Genomic DNA, 21953 nt, shown 5'->3' with positions numbered 1-21953 from the left:
CCTTTGGATGTGTGGATGTCAGCCCATGGCACAGCGGGTAACGATCATCGGGGGCGGTGTGATTGGTCTGGCAACAGCCTATGCGTTGGTGCGCGAAGGTTTTGCCGTCGATCTGATCGAGGCTCGCGACAGCCTTGCGCGTGGCACCAGCTTTGCCAACGGCGGGCAGTTGTCCTATCGCTACGTGTCACCGCTGGCCGACGCTGGGGTGCCGCTGCAGGCGCTGGGCTGGTTGCTGCGCCGCGACTCGCCGCTAAAACTGCGTCCGCGCCTGGACCTGGCACAATGGCGTTGGCTGGGGGCATTCATGGCTGCCTGCCGGACCTCGGTCAATCGCAGCAATACTGCGCATCTGTTGCGCTTGGCGCTGCACAGCCAGACTACCCTGGCGCTCTGGCGCAACCAGGATACCCTGAGCGGCTTCGCCTGGCGGCGCAATGGCAAGCTGGTGACGTTCCGCAACCCGGCGAGTTTCGCCCATGCCCGCACGCATCTGCTCGACCCGCAAGAACAGCAGGTGCTAGGGCCTGCAGACATTGGGGTCATGGAACCGGTCCTGGCCGATGCTCCGTTCATCGGCGGTGTGTTCACTGCCAGTGAAGAAGTCGCCGATTGCCATCGCTTTTGTCTGGCCCTGGCTGAGCGCTTGCAAGCGTCGGGTCAGTGTCGCTTGCTGCTCGGCCAGACCGTCCGGCGCATTCGTCATGCTGAGGGTGTGGTCCAGGCCTTGGAGCTGGGTGACCATGTCCTGCCTGTACAGCGCCTGGTGTTGTGCGCCGGACACCGTAGTGCCAGCCTCGGCCTGCCGGGTCTGCAGGTGCCGATCTATCCGCTCAAGGGCTACAGCCTGAGTGCACCGATCAGGGCCGGGCAACAAGCGCCCCAGGTCAGCATCACCGACTACGACCGCAAGATTGTTTATGCCCGGCTTGAAGATCAACTGCGGGTTGCTGCCATGGTCGATATTGTCGGCTTTGACGAGTCGCTTGATTTGCAGCGTTTGGCCAGCATGCGCCGGCTGGCGGCGACGACCTTGCCCCATGCCGCCGACTACACCCATGCCCTGGAGTGGGCAGGCATGCGCCCGGCAACGCCCACTGGCGTACCGTTGCTGGGCGCAACGGTGTACCGTAACCTCTGGCTCAACCTTGGCCATGGCGCGCTTGGTTTTACCTTGGCTTGTGCCAGCGGCGCGCTGGTGGCCGAATTGATTGCTGGCCGCTTGCCGTCGATCGATCTGCATGGGCTGTGTTCTCATACAGCGTCTTGATGTACGCAGAGCCCGTAGCCGCGCTGCCGCCAGGCTGCGATCGGCTGCAGAGCGGCCGTAGAACCTGATTTGCTGGCAGTATCAGCTCCAAGGCGCGCTTACGCCATCGGCGGCAACCGCCGTTTGACCGGGGTCTTTTTTACAATCGCGGTGTTGGTTTCGGCATGACTGTTGAGTTTGTCCAGCACGGTGTCGAGCTGTTCCATTGAGCGCACATGCAAGCGGGCAATGAAACAGTCGTCACCGGTGACTTTGTCGCACTCGGTGAACTCAGGGATGGCCATGATTTGCCGCTCCACCTCCTGCAATTGCCCTGGTAATGGCCGCACGCGCACGATGGCCTGCAGTTGGTAGCCAAAGCAGCGCGGGTCGATTTCAACCGTATAGCCTTTGAGCACACCCCGTTCTTCCAGGCGACGCAGGCGTTCGCTAACACTGGGTGAGGACAAGCCGCTTAGCTGCGCCAGGGCTTTGAGCGAGCGCCGTGAATCTTCCATCAGCGCCTTTATCAACAACTGGTCAATGTCATCGGTCATTGCAGCCTCGTTAGGCAGATTGCGAAATCTGCCTTAATAATAAAGGTGTATCTACAGTTTAGCCTGCTTTATCCACTGGAGCGGGCGCCGCTAGGCTCGCATAATTTAGCCATCGTCAAGGAGGTGAGTGATGGACAGTTCAATACGCCGTGGGTCGTTTGAGATGGTCGCCGCGATGCTGATTTCGGGGACCATTGGCTGGTTTGTACTGGTGTCCGGGCAGCCGGTGCTGGATGTAGTGTTCTGGCGCTGTGTATTCGGCGCAACCACCTTGTTGCTTATCTGCCTGGCCATGGGCTTTCTCAAACCTGGAATGCTAACCCTGACTACGTTCGCCTTGGCGGTGTTCAGCGGCGTGGCGATCGTCGGTAACTGGGTGCTGTTGTTCGCCTCTTATTCGCGGGCTTCGATTGCCATTGGTACGGCGGTGTACAACGTCCAACCGTTCATGCTGGTGGGGCTGGCGGCGCTGTTTCTCGGCGAGAAAATTACCCTGCAGAAGCTGTTCTGGCTGGCGTTGTCGTTTCTTGGGATGCTGGCGATTGTCAGCGCCCACGGCAGCCAGGGCGGCAGCGGCAATGAATACCTGCTGGGCATCGGCCTGGCGCTCGGCGCAGCGCTTCTGTATGCCGTGGCCGCGTTGATCATCAAACGCCTGAGTGGCACGCCGCCGCACCTGATCGCACTGATTCAGGTGTGCACCGGCATCCTCCTGCTGGCGCCGTGGGCCAATACCTCAGGCCTGCCCAGCGAGGCCGCTGCACTGGCCTCGCTGATCACCCTGGGGGTCGTGCACACCGGGGTGATGTATGTGCTGTTGTACGGTGCAATCCAGAAGCTGCCGACGGCGTTGACCGGTGCCTTGTCGTTCATCTACCCGATTGCGGCGATCCTGGTTGACTGGTTCGCCTTCGGCCATCGCCTGGAGCCGTTGCAGTGGCTGGGGGTGGCGGCGATTCTGCTGGCCGCTGCCGGTATGCAGCAAGGTTGGTGGTTCAAGCCTGCGGCCAAGGCTGCGGCGATCAAGCCAGACTGACTGCGGCACGGTCGATCAGGGCTGCCACCTCGGCGGCCCTGGAGACCAGCGAGGCATGGCTGGCATCCAGGCTCAGTAGTTCCTTTGGGGACATGCGTTCGGCCATGAACTTCTGGTTGTCCGGATGGATCATCCGGTCGTGAGTTGAAAGCTGGTACCAGTTGGGTTTGTGCTTCCATGCTGGGTTGCTGATGGCGTTACCGAAGGTACTGGCCAGCGGTGCTTTTTGCGTAACGCTCATGATCAGGCCTTCGTCCTGGCTCAGGTCCTGGCAGAAGCTTTCATGCAGTTTGTCCGCTTTGATCCACAGGTAACCGTCGCTGTCCGGTTGCAGGTTGGCCGCGGCCTCCGGTGGGTGCTTGGCGGTGATGCCGCCAGGGCTTTCGCCATCATCCGGGGCAAAGGCGGCAATAAAGACCAGACCGGCAACATTGGACTGATTACCCATTTGAGTAATCACTGCGCCGCCATACGAATGGCCGACCAGCAATACCTTACCGGCAATGGACGCGACCATCTTGCGTGTACGTTCGGCGTCATCGGCCAGCGAGGTCAGTGGCATTTCCACTGCGTGTAGATTGCGGTGGCCCAAGCGTGACAGTTCAAGGATGACGTTGCTCCAGTGGGCAGCACCACCCCAAAAGCCATGGACCAGAACAATTGCGGGTTTTTCGCTCATGGTGGTTGTCCAACGCAGGGAATGGGAGTGCTAGTTTAGATGCAAATGCCAAAAGCGGAGTCATAGAGGGTCAAACGCGCTGTCGGCTGTGGGCAGGCAGGGTAGAATAGGCCGCTTCACCCCATTGAATTTGCCCATGACTTCTGTGATCGACACCCTCCAACAGCATCTGCTTAAGGCCCTGAGCCCGGCGCCGACTGAAACCCGCCGGCTGTTTCATGGCCGTGGACGCTGCTGGCCAGGGCTGGAACAGATCACCGTGGACTGGCTGCAAGGTGTTTTGCTGGTGTCGCTGTTTCGCGAGCCTCCCGAGGGGCAGATACCGGCGCTTGAGCACATGCTGCTGAACCTGGCCCAGGCGCCGTGCTGGAGTGGTCAAGCCATACTCATCCAGCACCGCTACCTGCCTGACAGCCCGGGGCAGTGGCTACTGGGTGAACCAAGCGAGCATTGGTTGATCGATGAAGACGGCCTACGCTATGAGCTGGATCTGGGCCTGAAGCAGAACACCGGGTTGTTCCTCGACATGCGCTATGGCCGGCGTTGGGTGCGTGAACAGGCGGGGGGCCAGCGGGTGCTCAATTTGTTTGCCTACACCTGTGGGTTTTCCGTGGCAGCCATTGCTGGCGGCGCCGAGCAGGTGGTGAATCTGGACATGGCGCGTTCGGCCCTTAGCCGAGGGCGCGATAATCACCGGCACAATGGCCATGATCTGGGGCGCGTGAGCTTTCTGGGGCATGAGCTGTTCAAGTCGTGGGGCAAGGTGCGCAAGTTCGGTCCTTATGACCTGATCATCATTGATCCGCCGACTTTCCAGAAAGGCAGTTTTGTCCTGACCCAGGATTACCGAAAAATTTTGCGACGCTTGCCTGAGCTGTTGAATGAGGGCGCGACCGTACTGGCCTGCGTGAATGATCCGGCCATTGGGCCTGAATTCCTGATTGAAGGAATGGCTGAAGAAGCGCCGCACCTTCGCTTCATCGAGCGCTTGGCCAACCCACCGGAGTTTCCGGACAGCGATCCGGCTGGAGGGCTCAAGGCGTTGGTGTTCCAGGCCGGGAGCAACCTTGTGGGATGAACTGTGGGAGCCGGTCTTGCCGGCGATGCAGGCGCCGCACACTATCTGGCACCGCACCGACCCCATCACCCACAAGACTGGCTCAGTAGCGCAAACGGCGCCATCCCAGCACCACGCCGCTAACACTGAGCACTATCCCTCCAGCACTGAATACCACCATCCACACATCCCAAAGCGGGCGCCTTTCAAGCAACGGCAACCAGTCCCAACTGTGCAGCAACGCAAACAGCCAACGTGATACCCGCTTAGGCCGATCCAGAACCCCCACGATTTCTCCCGTATACAGATCCACATGCAGCCAGGTCTGTTGTGGATCATCAAAACGCACCCGCAGCACCGGCAGCCGCTTCTCTAGATGCCCGAGCATGCTTTGCTCCGTCCTGGCGTAGTAGTAGAAGTCATAAACATCCAGCACTTCACTGTGCATTTGTCCTTGTGGCAAAACTGCCTGTGCGGCGTGCTCCAGTACCTCTCTAGGCAAGTGTTCGAGCACCTGCCCATCAGCCATCGACAGTAAGCGGCTGCGACCGAGTCCGTCATGTGCGACCAGATACCCTGCACCACCGAGCAAACGCCATTCCAGCTCGCGCGCCTTGAAGCCCTGTTGAGCAAAGCGTGACAGCGCTTCAGTCGCTGAGATCGGAAAGGCCGCCGCGGTCAGTGCTCCGCCTTGATAGGCCGCCGTATTCAAGGGTGCCGAACTGCTGAACAGCCGCCACGGATTCATCGACATCAAGCCACTGAAAATCCAGGTGATCGCCAGCACCCCGAACAGTAGACCGCCAATATGGTGCCAACGGGCAAAACCGCGATAGGGCGAGCGTGAACCGCTGCGGTAAGGTTTGCGCAGGCGCCAGCGCAACACACCGATTACCGCCCCAAGTACAGCCATGAGCGTGGCCGTCAGCGACAGGTAGATCACCAGATTGCTCCACACACCATCAATGCCGATGCCCCGTAACGGGTACAGCCAGTGCAGCCAGGCACCGACCAGGTTCCAGCCACGTTCCACCGCGCTGGCGTCACGCACTACTTCACCGGTCTGCCCCGAGACATACAGCAGAGTGCCGTTGGCATCGGCCAACTGCACCCGTTGCAAGGGACGGTCGGCATCCAGGGCGCGCGAGTGAGTCCAGAGGTCTTCCTCAACCACCCCCCGGTACTCGCTGGCTGCCGTCGGATCGTATTGCCGGGCACTGGCCAAGGCATGATCGCGGCCAACAACACCCAGACGTAGCCCGCTGCGAGCGTCGACGGCGACAGTGCTGCGGCCCGGATAGCTGACCAGGTAGCGTGGTTGACCCGCGACCGTGCTCAGGCGAATGCTTGCAGGCGCCCGCTGCGGATCGGCCGCCGCGAGAGCAGGGGCCAAGTCAATGCAGCAATCCTGCAGGCTAAGTACCGGCAGGTGCGCCAGGTGTTCGCGAGGTGTCAGCTTGGGGTAGCCGACGTAGAGCATGACCACCCCGGAGAAAAACCACAGGGCCATGAACAGACACACGCCGATGCCCAGCCAGCGATGCCACAGGTACAGATAGCGTTTCATCGGCCGTGTCCTAGAAGCGAGTCTGTAAGGCCAGTTCCAGGGTTCGTGGCGCGCCCAGATAGAGCATGCTCGAACTGGTCCAGCGGGCATAGACTTCATCCGTCAGGTTGCGCACCCGCGCAGTGATGCGCGTGTCGGCGTCAACCTTGTAGCCGACGAATGCGCCAAACACGGTGTAAGACGGCGCATAACGGGTGTTGGCCGCATCAGCGTACACCGACGACACGTAGCGGCTGTCGCCGCCCACCTGCCAGCTGGGGTTGATGTCATAGGTCAGCCACAGGTTGGCCACCCGCTCAGGGATGTTGGTTGGTGTATTGCCTTTGCGCGAAACGCTGGTGCCAGCGACGTTTTCATTGAACTCATCGTACTGGGCATCGACATAGGCGAAGTTGCCCTCGGCCAGCAGTTGCGGGGTCACGCGCAGGGAGCCGGCCAGTTCCACGCCACGTGACGATTGCTTGCCTACCGGTTGGGTAACGCCGGGGTTGGCCGGGTCCGCGGTGGCCAGGTTTTTGCGCTCGATATGGTAAGCGGCGAGGGTGGCGGCACCCCGGCCGTCGAGGAAGCTGAATTTGCTGCCGACTTCGACCTGCTTGCCAGTGCTCAGATCAAAGTCGCGCACCTGGGCAAAGCTGGCCGTGGTCAGAATCCCGGCGGGCGGGTCGGCTGCGGTGCTGTATTGCACGTAGACGTTAGCCGCAGGCGTCAGTTCGTAGACCAGGCCGACGCGTCCGGTCGTCGGTTCGTAGAGGCGTTTGAAGTCGCGCGGGTTGTTGGCGTCGACACTGCGGTAGTTGTGCACCTGAAGGTCGATATGGTCGTAGCGCAGGCCGGTCAGTAGCGACAGGCGTTCGGTAAGCTGCAGGCGATTTTCCACAAAGGCGGCCCAGGTATCGACGGTGTTCTGGCGGTTCTTCTGGTAGCCCGGCACCATGCCATTGAGGTCATAGAAATGACCCGGATCGAAGTGCGCCGGATCGACGCTGTCAAACATCCCGGTTACCGAACGCGGGTAATTGGTCTGCACGTTGTGGCTGTAGTCCAGGCCGGTCGACCATTGGCTGTTGAGGCCGAACAACTGTCCCTGGTGGAGCATTTCGAGGCGATTGCCGTTGAGCTCTTGGTCATGGCGCTGCAACAGCGCATTGGAGCGGTTCACCTGGCTGTTGTCGGCGTTGTAGGCGTACGTCTCAAGGTTGCGGAAGTTACGCTCGGTGTTGTAGTGGTAGAGGGTATTGCGCAGCGAGGTGTCGTCGTTGAAACGGTACTCGGTGATCGAACGCAGCCAGCGCACGCGTTGTTCGTAACGGCCGTCCTCAACGTTGTAGTTCTCGAAGCGACGGCTCTCGTCGACCTTCATTTCGCCACCGAGCGGGTTGAGTACCGGGCTGCCCCAGTAGGGGCTGTCGACGCTTTCGTTCTGGTACTCCAGGGCCAGGGTGTGGGATAGCTGGTCGTTGATGTCAGTCAGCAGCGAAAAGGCCACGCTCCAGGCGTCACGTTCCTCGCGGTCGACGTAGCCGTTGCTGTGGGTATGGCTGAAGTCCAGGCGTGCGTAGTTACGAATACCGTCGCCGTCGTTGAGGGCATGGTTGAAGCCGAACGAGGTTTCGCTGCTGTCGTAGGAGCCGTACTGGATGCGGCCTTCATTGAAGTTCTCGTCGCGGCTGGCGAGCTTGGTGATGTAGTTGATCGAGCCGCCTACAGCACCAGCGCCAAACAGAAAGCTTGAGGGCCCGCCAATGGCTTCGACGCGGTCATAGATCCAGCTGTCCACCGGACGCGCGGCAATCGAGTCGTACTGCACACTGATGCCGTTGAACAGTTGGGTGATCTGCGCCCCGGAAAAGCCGCGGTAGGCCACTGAGCCGGCCGAGCCGGGGGGCGAGGCGGCGGTCATGCCCGGTACGCCGGCGAGCATGTCCTGGGTGGTCTGGGCACCGCGCTGTTCGATCTGCTGGCGGTTGACGATGCTCACTGACGCCGGGGTTTGCCGTGGGGTCAGGCCCAGGCGCGAGCCGGTTTGTGAGGGGGTGTCGAGCAGCACGCCGTCTTCGGCGTCGGCGCGGCCCTCAATGCGCAGGTCGGGCAGGGTGAGCGGCACTTCGGCGCCAGCATTGACGGACAGCGCACACAGCAGCGCCGCGCAACCGGAAAAGCGATAGGAGTAGGGCATGAAACGAACTCTGGAGAGTGAGCCAACGGCCAGTGGCGCCTGTTAGTCAGGCACGGCAAGCAGGCCGATTACAGACAGCTGTACGGTTCAAGCCAGAAGCGGAGAGGCGCGGGGATTGGCGGCAGGCCAGCAATAGCGCGGTGGCGCCTTGCTGCGCAGTTCTCGGTGATAATGACGGATGCGGGCGGCCGCCAGCAGCCAGCCGATGACCAGCACCAGGCCCAGGCAGATCACGGCAGCGGCGCACACCGGGCATGTCTGCAGGCTGTCCCAGCCGGCGACCGACTGATCGCCAAAGTCGCTTTTCAGGCTCGGTCCGGCACTGCCCATGGCCGAGCAGAAGGCGCCGCCGATGCCGTTGAGCTTGAGCCCCATCATCTGCCCATGGCCGATACCGCAGGCGAACAGATTGAACAGGACACAGAAGTACAGGGTCCAGGCAATCAGCGGGCGGTGGGCGCGGGAGGGGTTCATGGCCGCGACTTTAGCACCGATGTCCGCCCGCCAGAAAGGCCAATCAAACCGGTCCTTCGGCTATTCGTGCAGGGGGAGGGTTGTACTGGGCAAAGCTGACATCATCAGTCTCGTCCACGCGTTTTTTCAGGCGCTCGTTGAACGCCCGGTTGACCGCGTATTGGCCGCCGGAGCTGGTGCGAAACTGTGCGGTGAGGGTGATGCCGTTGAGGTTCATGCTATCGACCCCGAACACTTGCAACGGCCCCTGCAGGCTGTGGCGCAGCATCGGGTCCTCGCTGATCGAGTGACCGACTTCGCGAATCAGTTTCAAGGCGCTGTCGACATTGGTGGCGTAGCTGAACTGCACCGAGAAGAAGGCATAGGCAAATTGCCGCGACTGGTTGGTGACCGCCTTGATCTGGCCGAACGGCACCGAGTGCACGAAGCCTTTGCCGTCACGCAGGCGCAGGGTGCGAATGGTCAGGCTCTCGACCGTGCCGGCGTGGCCGGAGTCGAGCACTACCCAGTCGCCGATGGCGATGGTGTCTTCGATGAGGATGAACAGCCCAGTGATCACATCCTGGACCAATTGCTGCGAGCCGAAGCCGATGGCCAGACCGACCACCCCGGCACCGGCCAGCAGCGGCGCAACGTTGATACCCAGGTTGGCCATGGTGGTAATGGTGCAGATCACCACCAGAATGATTTTGATCGCGTTGCGCAGCATCGGCAGGATGGTCCGCACGCGGGTGCTCGGCTGGCGCGCGGAGCGGCGCCCGACCGTGGGCTTGAGCGCTTCCTGAATGGCCGTGTCGATCACCACCCAGAGCAGCCAGGTCACCAGCAAGATCAGGCCGATGCTGCTCAGCGAGTCGCTGATGGCCCGCCCCAGGCTGTTGCGCAGGGCGAAATCGAGCACGGAAAAGCCCCAGATACGCCCCAGCAGTTCGATGAACGTAACGGCCATGACGACCCGCAAGAGGGCATAGGCGAGGTTGCGCAACAGTTCCTTGTAGGGGCGCAGGCGTTGCCTGGCGTCGACTTCTTCGCGATGTTTGAACATGCGTTGCAGGATGGTGCTGAGAAACACCGTACCAATCAGCAGGATTGAGGTCAGCAGGGCTTTTTGCAGGGCGCGCTGGCTCTCTTCACCAGCACCGATCAAATGTACGGCCGAGACCAGAATCATCATCAGGATTGGCAGGAACCACAGCGCCGAGAAGATCCTCAGGGTTTCCTGGACGGCGCGGTGCTGCAGGCGATCAGGCAGGGCGCGATTGCGGATCAGATGCGCCACTGGCCGTCGCAGTTTGAGCACCAACACGGCGAACGCCAGCGTGGCCAGCAAGCCGGTCACAGCGGCGACACTGCTGGTGATATTACCGCCCAGCTGCCGGGCAATCTGCGGGCTGGTCAGGGCATCGCTCCAGGCGGCGAGAAAACCGATCATGAACAACGGTCTAGGTGCCACCGTGCGGATGATCCGTACCGCAGTGCGTTTGTGCCCGGTGTCGAACAGGGTGATCAGACAGAGAATGATCGACGTCGAGAAAATACCGCTACTGGTGGCGTAAGCCAGGCTCATGCCCAATGCGCGCCCGGCGGAAATCACCAGGAAGTGACTGACGTAGAGCGTCACGATCAAGCTGGCCAGGGCGGGTAGGGTATAGGTCAGGAGGTACTTGATCACACGTCGGGGGCGCGGTCGTTCGCGCAGCAGGCGTGAGTGACTGCTGGCGCGTTCGAGCATGCGACCCAGTTGAGAGAGCAGGACAAAGGCAATCAGCCAGGTGACGGTGAGCACCGCAAAATCGCGCCACAGCTCCAGTGAGCTGAGGCCTGAAGGTCGCGTGACCAATTGGTCGACTTCATCGGCGGCGCGATCGGCGCGCAGGCGCCAGTTGTCGATCAGATGGTTGTCGACGTCCAGTTCCTGGCTGACATCGTCCAGGCCATCGGCAATGGCGCCGAGCAAGCCGCCCTGAACCACAGGTTCGGCAGGTTCTGCAGCTTTGTCGGCTTTGGGTAGCAAGGGGGCGGCGCCCGCCAGCTGGAGACTCAGCAGGCAGCTCAAAAGCAGGGCGAAGAACGATCGTGTCACTGGGCACTCCTTGAGCCGTAGATGACGGAAAGGGTAGTCAATGAACTGATCAATGGAGGCGCGGCAAGTTCGAAATAGCGGTTAAACGATCGAGAGGGCCAGTTGATCCGTAGCCGCTGCCGCCAGGCTGCAATCGGCTGCGAAGCAGTCGTCATCCTGTCATCCCGATGGGCAGAATGGCGGCCGTTCCACGGCCGATCGCAGCCTGGCGGCAGCGGCTACAGGCGATTACTGCCCGGTATAGATCTGGTCGAACACGCCACCGTCATTGAAGTGGGTCTTCTGCACGGTGCGCCAGTCACCGAAGGTCTTCTCTACCGACAGGAAATCGACTTTCGGGAAACGGTCGGTGTACTTGGCCAGTACGTCAGGATTACGCGGACGCAGGTAGTTGTTGGCGGCAATTTCCTGGGCCTCTGGCGACCACAGGTACTTCAGGTATGCCTCGGCAGTGGCACGGCTGCCTTTCTTGTCCACGACCTTGTCCACCACACTCACCGGTGGCTCGGCTTCAGCCGAAACGCTTGGATAGACCACTTCGAACTGATCACGACCAAACTCGCGGGCGATCATCTCGGCTTCGTTTTCGAAGGTTACCAGCACGTCGCCGATCTGGTTGGTCATGAACGTGGTGGTCGCAGCACGGCCACCGGTATCGAGCACCGGTGCTTGCTTGAACAGCTTGCCGACAAACTCCTTGGCCTTGTTCTCGTCGCCGCCGTTCTTCAGGACATAGCCCCAGGCCGAGAGGTAGGTATAGCGACCGTTACCGGAGGTCTTGGGGTTCGGGACAATGACCTCAACCCCATCCTTGAGCAGATCAGGCCAGTCCTTGAGGGCCTTGGGGTTGCCCTTGCGCACGATGAACACGGTGGCCGAGGTGAACGGCGCACTGTTGTTCGGCAGGCGAGTGACCCAGTTGTCCGGCACCAGCTTGCCGTTGTCGGCCAGGGCATTTATGTCGGTGGCCATGTTCATGGTGATGACGTCAGCCGGCAGGCCATCGATGACCGAACGCGCTTGTTTGCTCGAACCACCGAAGGACATTTGTACGGTGATTTTCTCTTTATGCTCGGCTTCCCAGTGCTTCTGGAAGGCGACGTTGTAGTCCTTGTAGAAATCGCGCATCACGTCATAGGAGACGTTCAGCAGCGGTGCTGGCGCGGCCTGGGCCAGCGAACCGAAGGCGAGACCGGCGGCCAGAAGCGAGGCACTAAAGAGTTTTTTCACTGCGCATTCCTTGTTCGAATTGGCGTTAAAGGCATTATGCCAGCGACTATAGCGGCTCAGGCTTAGGCGCTAAAAGATTAAAAAGTACTTTGCTTATTCCATTTTTTTGAACAACGCATTACCACAACGCGAGCAGAACGCGGCGCCGTGCTCGTGGTTGTTTTTCCGGCACACTGGGCAGTCATGTTGCAGCTGCTCGCCGCGCATGGCATTGGCCAGCTCCGCAGTGAAGATCCCGGTGGGCACGGCAATGATCGAGTAACCGGTGATCATCACCAACGAGGAAATCACCTGGCCCAGCGGCGTCCTGGGCACGATATCGCCGAAGCCGACCGTGGTCAGGGTGACAATTGCCCAGTAGATCCCTTTGGGAATGCTGGTAAAGCCATGCTCCGGCCCTTCGACCACGTACATCAGGGTGCCAAACACCGTTACCAGGGTCGAGACACTGAGCAGAAACACGATGATCTTCTGCTTGCTGCCGCGCAGTGCCGAGAGCAGGTAATGCGCTTGTTTGAGATAGGGGCTGAGCTTGAGCACGCGGAAGATGCGCAGCATCCTGATTACCCGAATGATCAGCAGGTACTGTGCGTCGCTGTAGTACAAGGCGATGATGCCCGGCACGATCGCCAGCAGGTCGACCAGACCGTAGAAGCTGAAAGCGTAGCGTAAGGGCTTGGGCGAGCAGTACAGGCGAATCAGGTACTCGACCAGAAAGATGGCGGTGAACCCCCACTCGATCCCGGCCAGCAGCCCAGCGTAGTTCTGGTGCACTTCATCGATACTGTCCAGCACCACCGTGATCAGGCTGGCGAGGATGATCAGCAGGAGGATACTGTCAAAGCGACGGCCAGCGACTGTATCGGTTTGAAAAACGATGACATAGAGCCGCTCACGCCAGCTCGAAGGGGTGTCCATACTCAGCTCCATTAAACAATGGAGCTGAGCCTAGGGGCAGCGTCTCAGCTATGCAAGCGACTGGCACGGCGAGTCAGCGGGTGGCGCATCAGGCGCTGGCCGATCAATACCAGCCAGCAGGCAAAGATGAACGGCGCGGTCAGGCCCGGCACTGGCAGTTGGGCTACCAGCGGTTGCAGGACAATGGCCAGAATCATCGCCAGCAACGGCAACCAGGGCTGTTTGCGGGTCTGGCTGAAGGCCAGGGCGGCGAGTGCAGCGTTGAAACCGTAGAGGCCGGCATAGGCAGCATTGGCTTCGCCGCCGAGTAGCGCGACGCTACCGCCCAGCGCCGCGCCGAGCAACGCCCAGGCGGCGGCATAGCGGTTGGCGATCAGTAGGCCGCTGGCGATCAGCAGACCGGCAAGCGGGTTATCCAGCAGGAAAATCTGCCCCAGGCCGCGCGCCAGTGCGTAGAGCGCATTGTGCTCGATCGGGCTGGCGGCGCTGGCTTCGGGGTGGCTAAGCAGAAGCACGGCCCAGCCGATCAGTACGAACGGTGCGGTGTATGCCGGCAGCAGCAGGTTGGAACTGGCGCGTTTTAGCCACTGGTGCACAAGCATGCTGCTTACGCCGCCGGCAGCGATGATGAGTGGCGGCAAGATGGCCGACCAGGGCAGGGCGTAGCTAAGCAACAAGCCGATCAGCACGCCGTTGTAGCTGTACAGGCCAGCCTGGCGATCAGTGCGGTTGTAGCCACGGCGCTGGGCCGTGAGCAGCCCGGCAAGAGCGCCCAGCAAGGCGCCACCGACCAGGTTGGGGGCGGTCAGGGTGATGGCCAGCAGGCATAGCAGGCCGCACAACGGGTTGCGTTGCAACAGGACCTGGCTGAAGCCATTGAGCAAAGCCGTGGCCCAGTCGGGGCACGGGTTGACGAAATTCTTGGTGTACATGGGGGCAGTCTGGGTTGATGTGGAGTGGGGCGGCCTCTATTGGGCTGGGTTTTCCCACCTGAATGTGTATTGGCGCTGGCCTCAGCGCTGGCAAGGCCAGCTCCCACAGTTACGGTATGTGGGAGCCGGTTTTGCCGACGATGGGCTGCAGGGCAGCCCTGTACAGCATCAGATCAAGGTTTCGATCCGCAGCGTGTTAGTCGATCCCGGCTTACCAAAAGGCACACCGGCGGTGATCAACAGGGTATCGCCACGGCTGGCCATGCCTTGTGCCTGGGCGATTTCCAGTGCGGTGGAGCAGATTTCATCGACCTGGCGCAGGCGGTCATTGACCACCGAGTGCACACCCCAGGCCACGCTCAGGCGCCGGGCGGTGGACAGGTTGGGGGTCAGGTTGAGAATCGGTGCCCGTGGCCGTTCGCGCGCAGCACGCAAGGTCGAGGCACCCGATTCACTGTAGTTGACCAGTACCGCCACCGGCAGAATGCCGCTGATACGACGGATCGCGCAGCTGATGGCGTCGGAGACCGTCGCTTCAGCCTTGGGCCGGCCAACGTCGAGCTGAGCTTGATAGTCCGGGCCATTTTCGACCTGACGGATGATCTTGCTCATCATTTGTACGGCTTCGAGCGGGTAGTCCCCCGAAGCGGTTTCGGCAGAGAGCATGACCGCGTCGGCACCTTCAGCCACAGCGTTGGCCACGTCGGTAACTTCGGCGCGGGTCGGGGCTGGGGAGAAGCGCATCGATTCAAGCATCTGCGTGGCAACCACCACCGGTTTGCCCAGCTCGCGGCAGGTGTTGATGATGGTTTTCTGGATCTGTGGCACGCTTTCAGCAGGCACTTCCACGCCCAAGTCGCCGCGGGCAACCATGATCGCATCGCTCAGCTCGGCAATCGCGCGCAGTTGAGTCACCGCCGACGGTTTCTCGATCTTGGCCATCAGGTAGGCGCGGTCACCGATCAGCTGGCGTGCTTCGATGATGTCTTCCGGGCGCTGCACGAACGACAGGGCCACCCAGTCCACACCCAGTTCCAGGCCGAAGGTCAGGTCGCGGCGATCCTTGGCGGTCAGCGGGCTGAGGTCCAACACTGCCTGTGGAACGTTGACGCCTTTGCGGTCAGACAGCTCGCCGCCATTGAGTACTTCAGTCTCGATGGCGTCGCTGTGCTTGGCAGTCACCCGCAGGCGCAGCTTGCCGTCATCGAGCAGCAGGTCCATGCCTGGCTCAAGCGCAGCAATGATTTCCGGGTGGGGCAGGTTGACCCGCTCGACAGTGCCGGGGGTACTGTCCAGGTCCAGGCGCAGGGCCTGGCCGCGTTGCAGCTGGACTTTGCCCTCGGCAAAACGGCCAACCCGCAGTTTCGGCCCTTGCAGGTCCATGAGGATACCCAGCGGGTAATTCAGCTGGCTTTCAACTTCGCGGATCCACTGGTAGCGCAGGGCGTGGTCTTCGTGTTCGCCATGGCTGAAGTTGAGGCGGAAGATATTTACCCCGGACTCAACCAGTTGGCGGATGTCATCGATACCCTTGATGGCAGGGCCGAGGGTAGCGAGGATTTTGACTTTTTTGTCAGGCGTCATGTTTGGCACTCTCGAGGATCAGAATGGCGCGAAAATCGTTAACGTTGGTCCGCGTCGGCTCGGTGACGATCAAGGCATCGAGAGCGGCGAAGTAGCCATAGCCATTGTTGTTGTCCAGCTCATCACTGGCCGACAGGCCGAGGGCTGCGGCGCGCGCGTAACTGTCTGGGGTCATCAACGCACCGGCGTTGTCTTCGGAGCCATCGATACCGTCGGTGTCACCGGCCAGGGCATAGACACCGGGCAGGCCCTTGAGGCTTTCGGTCAGGCTCAAGAGAAACTCGGCGTTGCGTCCGCCACGGCCATTGCCGCGCACGGTCACGGTGGTTTCGCCACCGGAAAGGATCACGCACGGAGGCGACAGTGGCTGGCCGTGCAGGACGATCTGTCGGGCGATGCCGGCATGGACCTTGGCCACTTCCCGTGATTCGCCTTCCAGGTCGCCGAGAATCAGCGGGCTGAAACCGGCTTGACGGGCTTTGACCGCCGCAGCTTCCAGCGACTGCTGGGGGCGGGCGATCAGTTGGAAGTGGCTGCGTGCCAGGGCCGGGTCATCGGCCTTGACGGTTTCCGAGGCCGGGTTGTTCAGCCAGGCAGTGACGGCAGCAGGCGCTTCGATGTTATAGCGCTTGAGGATCGCCAGGGCTTCGGCCGAGGTGCTCGGGTCGGCCACGGTCGGGCCGGAGGCGATGACGGTGGCCAGGTCACCCGGCACGTCGGAAATCGCATAGGTGTAGACCGTGGCCGGCCAGCAGGCCTTGGCCAGGCGGCCACCCTTGATCGCCGAGAGGTGCTTGCGCACGCAGTTCATCTCGCCGATGGTCGCGCCGGATTTAAGCAGCGCCTTGTTGATCTGTTGCTTGTCGGCCAGGGTCAGACCTTCGGCGGGCAGGGCCAGCAAGGCAGAACCACCGCCGGAGAGCAGGAAAATCACGCGGTCGTCGGCGGTCAGGTTGCTGACCATTTCCAACACGCGTTTGGCAACAGCCAGGCCGGCGGCGTCGGGAACCGGGTGGGCAGCTTCGACCACTTCGATTTTCGAGCAGTTGGCACCGTGGCCGTAGCGGGTGACCACCAGGCCGGAGACCGGGCCCTTCCAGTGGCGTTCGACCACTTCGGCCATGGCCGCTGCAGCTTTGCCAGCGCCGATGACAATGACGCGACCGCTGCGGTCGCTGGGCAGGTGCGCTTCAAGGACCTGGTGAGGGTGCGCGGCATCGATGGCCGTGGCGAACAGGTCGCGCAGAAAGTGTTGCGGATCGAGCGACATGGCAGGCTCCAATCTTATTGTTCTTCAGAATCGAAAACGCCCCTGGGCCCGCCTCCGTGCAGGCTGACCCAGGGGCGCTGTTGCCTGGGTATTACTTGTCGTCGCGGATCGAGAAGTTGGCCATGTGCTCAAGCCCTTTGATCAGCGCCGAGTGGTCCCAGTTGGCACCGCCGATGGCTGCGCAGGTGCTGAACACTTGCTGGGCGTTGGAGGTGTTGGGCAGGTTGATGTTCAGCTCCTTGGCGCCTTGCAGGGCCAGGTTCAGGTCCTTCTGGTGCAGGCTGATGCGGAAGCCTGGATCGAAGGTGCCCTTGATCATGCGCTCGCCGTGTACTTCCAGGATCTTCGAGGAGGCGAAGCCGCCCATCAGTGCTTCACGTACCTTGGCAGGATCGGCGCCGTTCTTGGCGGCGAACAGCAGGGCTTCAGCCACTGCCTGAATGTTCAGGGCAACGATGATCTGATTGGCGACCTTGGCGGTCTGACCGTCGCCGCTGCCACCCACGCGGGTGATGTTCTTGCCCATGGCCTGGAACAGCGGCAGTGCGCGTTCGAAAGCATTCGGGCAACCACCGACCATGATGCTCAAGGTCGCGGCCTTGGCACCGACTTCACCGCCGGACACTGGCGCGTCCAGGTAGGTGGCGCCAGTCGCCTTGATCTTCTCGGCGAAGGCTTTGGTGGCGGTAGGGGAGATCGAGCTCATGTCGATCACGACTTTGTTCGGGCCTACGCCTTGAGCCACACCGTTGTCACCGAACAGCACGCTTTCGACCTGTGGGGTGTCGGGCACCATGACGATGATGAATTCAGCTTCCTGGGCCACTTCTTTCGGGTTGGCCAGGGCAACGGCGCCTGCGGCAACGAGGTCGGCCGGGGCTGCATCGTGATGGGTGGACAGGAACAGGCTGTGACCGGCTTTTTGCAGGTTCTGCGCCATTGGGCGGCCCATGATGCCGGTGCCGATAAATCCGATTTTAGCCATGAGAGATGCCTCTTGTAATTGTTTGCAGGTCAGATCGCGTTATGGGATTTCAACCAGCCCAGCCCAGCTTCGGTGGTGGTCAGCGGCTTGTATTCACAGCCCACCCAGCCCTGGTAGCCGATGCGGTCCAGGTGTTCGAAGAGGAAGCGGTAGTTGATTTCGCCAGTACCCGGCTCGTTGCGGCCCGGGTTGTCGGCCAGCTGGATGTGGTTGATCTTGGCCAGGTTGCTTTCCATGGTGCGGGCCAGGTCGCCCTCCATGATTTGCATGTGGTAGATGTCGTATTGCAGGAACAGGTTGCTGCTGCCGACTTCGGCCTGGATTTCCAGGGCCTGTTGGGTGTTGTTCAGGTAGAAGCCTGGGATGTCGCGGGTGTTGATCATTTCCATGACCAGCTTGATCCCGGCGGCTTCCAGCTTGTCGGCAGCGTATTTGAGGTTGTCGACGAAGGTCTTGCGGACGCTGGCGCAGTCCGGGCCTTGCGGGCGGATACCGGCCAGGCAGTTGACCTGGGTGTTGCCCAGCACTTGGGCGTAGGCGATGGCCAGATCGACACCGGCGCGGAACTGCTCGACGCGCGCAGGATCGCAAGCGATACCGCGATCACCCTTGGCCCAGTCGCCAGCCGGCAGGTTGAACAGCACCTGGGTCAGGCCGTGGGCATCGAGTTGCTGCTTGATTTCAGCCGAGCTGAAATCGTACGGGAACAGGTATTCAACTCCGCTGAAGCCAGCGTCAGCTGCAGCTTTGAAGCGGGCGAGGAAGTCCTGCTCGGTGAACAGCATGGACAGGTTGGCGGCAAAACGTGGCATGGAGGTCTCCTTGCAAAAGTGGGCCCTGTGCGCAACGCAACAGGGCCGCTCAAGCGATCAGTCGAGCAGGGAAATCGCGGTTGGCGCGTCGTTGCCGACCAGTGCCAGGTCTTCGAATTCGTTGACCGCGTTGATTTCGGTGCCCATGGAAATGTTGGTCACGCGCTCGAGGATAACCTCGACCACCACCGGTACCTTGAACTCTTCAGCCAGTTTCTGCGCTTTGAGCAGGGCGGGCGCGATCTCGCCAGGTTCGGTAACACGCAGGGCCTTGCAACCCAGGCCCTCAACCACGGCGACGTGGTCGACGCCATAACCGTTGAGTTCCGGTGCGTTGACGTTCTCGAACGCCAGTTGCACACAGTAGTCCATCTCAAAGCCACGCTGAGCCTGGCGAATCAGGCCCAGGTAGGAGTTGTTCACCAGGACGTGGACGTAGGGCAGGTTGAACTGTGCACCCACGGCCAGTTCCTCGATCATGAACTGGAAGTCATAGTCGCCCGACAGGGCCACAACCTTGCGGCTCGGATCAGCCTTGACCACACCCAGCGCAGCAGGAATGGTCCAGCCCAGTGGGCCGGCCTGACCACAGTTGATCCAGTGACGCGGCTTGTACACGTGCAGGAACTGCGCGCCGGCGATCTGCGACAGACCGATGGTGCTGACGTAGCAGGTGTCTTTGCCGAACACCTGGTTCATTTCCTGGTACACGCGCTGCGGCTTGACCGGCACGTTGTCGAAATGGGTCTTGCGCTGCAGGCTGGACTTGCGCTGCTGGCAGTCTTCCAGCCAGGCGCTGCGGTCTTTGAGCTTGCCGGCGGCTTTCCACTCGCGGGCCACTTCCAGGAACACGTCCAGGGCAGCACCGGCGTCGGAGACGATACCCAGGTCCGGGGTGAATACCCGGCCGATCTGGGTTGGTTCGATATCGACGTGAATGAAACGACGACCTTCGGTGTAGACGTCAACGGAACCGGTGTGGCGGTTGGCCCAGCGGTTACCGATACCCAACACCACGTCGGACTTGAGCATGGTGGCGTTGCCGTAGCGGTGCGAGGTCTGCAGACCGACCATGCCGACCATCAGCGGGTGATCGTCGGGGATGATGCCCCAGCCCATCAGGGTCGGGATCACTGGAATACCGGTCAGCTCGGCGAATTCGACCAGCTTGTCGCAGGCGTCGGCGTTGATGATGCCACCACCGGCCACCAGCAGTGGGCGCTCGGCAGTGTCGAGCATGGCCAGGGCTTTTTCGACCTGGACGCGGTTGGCGGCAGGCTTTTGCACCGGCAGCGGCTGGTAGGCGTCGATGTCGAATTCGATTTCGGCCATCTGCACGTCGAACGGTAGGTCGATCAGCACAGGGCCTGGGCGACCGGAGCGCATTTCATAGAAGGCTTTCTGGAACGCGTAAGGCACCTGGCCTGGTTCCAGAACGGTGGTCGCCCACTTGGTCACCGGCTTGACGATGCTGGTGATGTCGACGGCCTGGAAATCTTCCTTGTGCATACGGGCACGCGGCGCTTGGCCGGTGATGCACAGGATCGGGATGGAGTCAGCGGAGGCGCTGTACAGGCCAGTGACCATGTCAGTGCCAGCAGGGCCGGAGGTGCCGATGCACACGCCAATGTTGCCGGCTTTGGTGCGGGTGTAGCCCTCGGCCATGTGCGAGGCGCCTTCAACGTGACGAGCGAGGACGTGATCGATACCGCCGACTTTCTTCAGGGCCGAGTACAGCGGGTTGATTGCAGCACCCGGAATACCAAACGCGGTTTCAACACCTTCGCGGCGCATCACCAGAACGGCTGCATCAATTGCTCTCATTTTGCTCATGGTTTTGTGCCTCTTTGATTTTGTAATTGTATACAAATGGCTTTTCGTCAGAGTGTATTCACGCCAGGCGACTCTGGTCAATCCATTTTCATCGGCGATGGGTGCTTTCGTCGGGAAGGCCATAAAAAAGGCGTTTCGTCAGAATTGGTTTATCGCGCTGAAAATATTGTATACAAAAATATTCACCATTGTGTTCTATTTGTTCTATTGCTTTCACACCTGCCCTCAGGGCTTCTAACAACAAGAGGACCTTTCCATGACCACATTGACCCTGAAAGTCGCTGTCAGCCTGGTGAACGCCGCGCTGGCTGCAGGCCGCAAGATCTCTGCCGCACCCTTGACGGTGGCGGTGCTCGACAATGGCGGCCACCTATTGGCGCTGCAACGTGAAGACGGTGCCAGCCTGCTGCGTCCGCAAGTGGCGATGGGCAAAGCCTGGGGGGCGATTGCCTTGGGCAAGGGTTCGCGCCTGCTGGCGCTGGACGCGCAGCAACGTCCGGCGTTTTTCGCCGCGCTCAATGGCCTGGGGCAAAGCCCGGTGGTGCCTGCACCGGGTGGCGTGCTGATTCGCAATCAGCAGGGCGTGGTGTTAGGGGCGATCGGGATCAGTGGCGATACGTCGGACATTGACGAGCAGTGTGCGATCAGTGCGATCGAAGAGGCGGGGCTGACGGCGGATGCTGGGGTAGCCGCCTAAGGCTCAATGCACGTAGCCGCTGCCGCCAGGCTGCGATCGGCCGCAAAGCGGTCGTAGAGGTTTCAAGGCGACTGCTGCGCAGTCGATCGCAGCCTGGCGGCAGCGGCTACGATGACAGTTTCCCGCAGGGGGTCAGGCGTCCGGCTCGCACCCTTTGAGCACCAGGCGAATGATGGTCTGCGTCGCCGCCTCATAATCGCTGTCTTCCAGCTTGGTTTTACCGGTAACTACCGAGATCTGCCAATCGAAATCAGCGTAAGTCTGGGTCGCTGCCCAGATGCTGAACATCAGGTGGTGCGGGTCGACCGCAGCGATCTGACCACGCTCAATCCAGGCCTGGATGCATTCGATGTTGTGCCGGGCTTGCTCGTTGAGCTGTTCGACCTGGCTCGGGCTCAGGTGCGGGGCGCCGTGCATGATTTCGCTGGCAAACACCTTGGAGGCAAACGGCAGGTCGCGGGAAATGCGCACTTTCGAGCGGATGTAGGCGCTCAGCACTTCTTTGGGATCACCGTCAGCATTGAACGGCGTGGACGCCTGCATGATCGGCTCGATGATGCTTTCCAACACCTCGCGGTAGAGGTTTTCCTTAGATTTGAAGTAGTAGTAGACGTTGGGCTTGGGCAGCCCGGCCTTGGCCGCGATATCGCTGGTCTTGGTGGCGGCAAAGCCCTTGTCGGCGAACTCCTCGCTGGCCGCGCGCAGGATCAATTCTTTGTTGCGCTCGCGAATGCTGCTCATGGTTGACGCTGTTCCTCGTGTCGGGCCGCAGGCGGCACCGGGCCTGAAAGGGCGGTGGCGCATGGTAGCA

The 21953-nt window shown here is 61.2% G+C and carries 19 protein-coding genes; 4 read left to right on the top strand and 15 right to left on the bottom strand.

From position 1 onward, the window contains the following. The first annotated feature begins 25 nt into the window (after positions 1-25). Positions 26-1270: a D-amino acid dehydrogenase gene (locus tag CX511_RS18410; protein WP_045188970.1), complete on the top strand. Its 1245-nt coding sequence runs from the start codon at positions 26-28 to the stop codon at positions 1268-1270. A gap of 98 nt (positions 1271-1368) precedes the next feature. Here CX511_RS18410 and CX511_RS18405 read toward each other — a convergent pair whose 3' ends face one another. After that, a complete protein-coding gene (locus CX511_RS18405; RefSeq protein WP_045188968.1) occupies positions 1369-1806 on the bottom strand; it encodes an Lrp/AsnC family transcriptional regulator in 438 nt (145 codons plus the stop codon). A gap of 130 nt (positions 1807-1936) precedes the next feature. Between CX511_RS18405 and CX511_RS18400 the strand changes: the two genes are divergently transcribed. Further along, the gene (locus tag CX511_RS18400; protein WP_045188966.1) at positions 1937-2842 is read left to right on the top strand and encodes a DMT family transporter; all 906 of its coding nucleotides are present in this window, start codon (positions 1937-1939) and stop codon (positions 2840-2842) included. On the opposite strand, the gene CX511_RS18395 is transcribed toward CX511_RS18400, so the two are convergent. Beyond that, positions 2829-3521 carry an alpha/beta hydrolase gene (locus CX511_RS18395; protein ID WP_045188965.1) on the bottom strand — a complete coding sequence of 231 codons (693 nt, stop codon included), beginning with the start codon at positions 3519-3521 and terminating at the stop codon, positions 2829-2831. The genes CX511_RS18400 and CX511_RS18395 overlap by 14 nt on opposite strands. Before the next feature lie 136 nt (positions 3522-3657). On the opposite strand from CX511_RS18395, the gene CX511_RS18390 reads away from it, so the two are divergent. Continuing rightward, positions 3658-4599, top strand: a complete 942-nt coding sequence (locus CX511_RS18390; RefSeq protein ID WP_101293413.1) for a class I SAM-dependent methyltransferase — start codon at positions 3658-3660, stop codon at positions 4597-4599. 82 nt (positions 4600-4681) lie between these two features. Here CX511_RS18390 and CX511_RS18385 read toward each other — a convergent pair whose 3' ends face one another. The 12 genes from CX511_RS18385 to gcl all read right to left on the bottom strand — a co-directional run bounded on the left by CX511_RS18385 (position 4682) and on the right by gcl (position 20445). Then, positions 4682-6145 carry a PepSY domain-containing protein gene (locus CX511_RS18385; RefSeq protein WP_101293412.1) on the bottom strand — a complete coding sequence of 488 codons (1464 nt, stop codon included), beginning with the start codon at positions 6143-6145 and terminating at the stop codon, positions 4682-4684. Positions 6146-6155: 10 nt separating this feature from the next. Continuing rightward, positions 6156-8324, bottom strand: coding sequence for a TonB-dependent receptor (locus CX511_RS18380; protein WP_101293411.1), 2169 nt, complete (start codon positions 8322-8324; stop codon positions 6156-6158). A gap of 87 nt (positions 8325-8411) precedes the next feature. Next, on the bottom strand, positions 8412-8798 hold the full coding sequence (locus CX511_RS18375) for a DUF2946 domain-containing protein (protein ID WP_101293410.1): 387 nt from the start codon (positions 8796-8798) through the stop codon (positions 8412-8414). 43 nt (positions 8799-8841) lie between these two features. Next, a complete protein-coding gene (locus CX511_RS18370; RefSeq protein ID WP_045188954.1) occupies positions 8842-10881 on the bottom strand; it encodes a mechanosensitive ion channel family protein in 2040 nt (679 codons plus the stop codon). A 228-nt stretch (positions 10882-11109) separates the two neighbouring features. Then, positions 11110-12111 carry a sulfate ABC transporter substrate-binding protein gene (locus CX511_RS18365; protein ID WP_045188952.1) on the bottom strand — a complete coding sequence of 334 codons (1002 nt, stop codon included), beginning with the start codon at positions 12109-12111 and terminating at the stop codon, positions 11110-11112. Between the two features lie 93 nt (positions 12112-12204). Next, positions 12205-13029: an ion transporter gene (locus tag CX511_RS18360; protein ID WP_045188950.1), complete on the bottom strand. Its 825-nt coding sequence runs from the start codon at positions 13027-13029 to the stop codon at positions 12205-12207. Between the two features lie 44 nt (positions 13030-13073). Continuing rightward, the gene (locus CX511_RS18355; protein WP_101293409.1) at positions 13074-13961 is read right to left on the bottom strand and encodes an urea transporter; all 888 of its coding nucleotides are present in this window, start codon (positions 13959-13961) and stop codon (positions 13074-13076) included. 168 nt (positions 13962-14129) lie between these two features. Beyond that, positions 14130-15545, bottom strand: coding sequence for a pyruvate kinase (pyk, locus tag CX511_RS18350; RefSeq protein WP_045188946.1), 1416 nt, complete (start codon positions 15543-15545; stop codon positions 14130-14132). After that, positions 15535-16815: a glycerate kinase type-2 family protein gene (locus CX511_RS18345; protein WP_045188944.1), complete on the bottom strand. Its 1281-nt coding sequence runs from the start codon at positions 16813-16815 to the stop codon at positions 15535-15537. Before CX511_RS18345 ends, pyk begins: the two co-directional genes overlap by 11 nt. 91 nt (positions 16816-16906) lie before the next feature. After that, the gene (locus CX511_RS18340; protein WP_045188942.1) at positions 16907-17800 is read right to left on the bottom strand and encodes a 2-hydroxy-3-oxopropionate reductase; all 894 of its coding nucleotides are present in this window, start codon (positions 17798-17800) and stop codon (positions 16907-16909) included. A 29-nt stretch (positions 17801-17829) separates the two neighbouring features. After that, positions 17830-18612, bottom strand: a complete 783-nt coding sequence (gene hyi, locus CX511_RS18335) for a hydroxypyruvate isomerase (protein WP_045188941.1) — start codon at positions 18610-18612, stop codon at positions 17830-17832. A gap of 57 nt (positions 18613-18669) precedes the next feature. Beyond that, entirely contained in the window at positions 18670-20445 is a 1776-nt protein-coding gene (gene gcl, locus CX511_RS18330) for a glyoxylate carboligase (protein WP_045188939.1), read from the bottom strand. Between the two features lie 256 nt (positions 20446-20701). Here gcl and CX511_RS18325 point away from each other — a divergent pair, with 256 nt between their 5' ends. Beyond that, a complete protein-coding gene (locus CX511_RS18325; protein ID WP_045188935.1) occupies positions 20702-21142 on the top strand; it encodes a GlcG/HbpS family heme-binding protein in 441 nt (146 codons plus the stop codon). 132 nt (positions 21143-21274) lie between these two features. Here the strand turns inward: CX511_RS18325 and CX511_RS18320 are convergent, their stop codons facing one another. Further along, the gene (locus CX511_RS18320; RefSeq protein WP_045188933.1) at positions 21275-21883 is read right to left on the bottom strand and encodes a TetR/AcrR family transcriptional regulator; all 609 of its coding nucleotides are present in this window, start codon (positions 21881-21883) and stop codon (positions 21275-21277) included. Positions 21884-21953 lie beyond the last annotated feature (70 nt).

The sequence above is a fragment of the Pseudomonas sp. S06B 330 genome (assembly GCF_002845275.2).
Lineage (GTDB): Bacteria > Pseudomonadota > Gammaproteobacteria > Pseudomonadales > Pseudomonadaceae > Aquipseudomonas.
The sequence above is the reverse complement of the archived record's forward strand: the minus strand, read 5'-3'. Positions and strand labels throughout refer to the sequence as shown.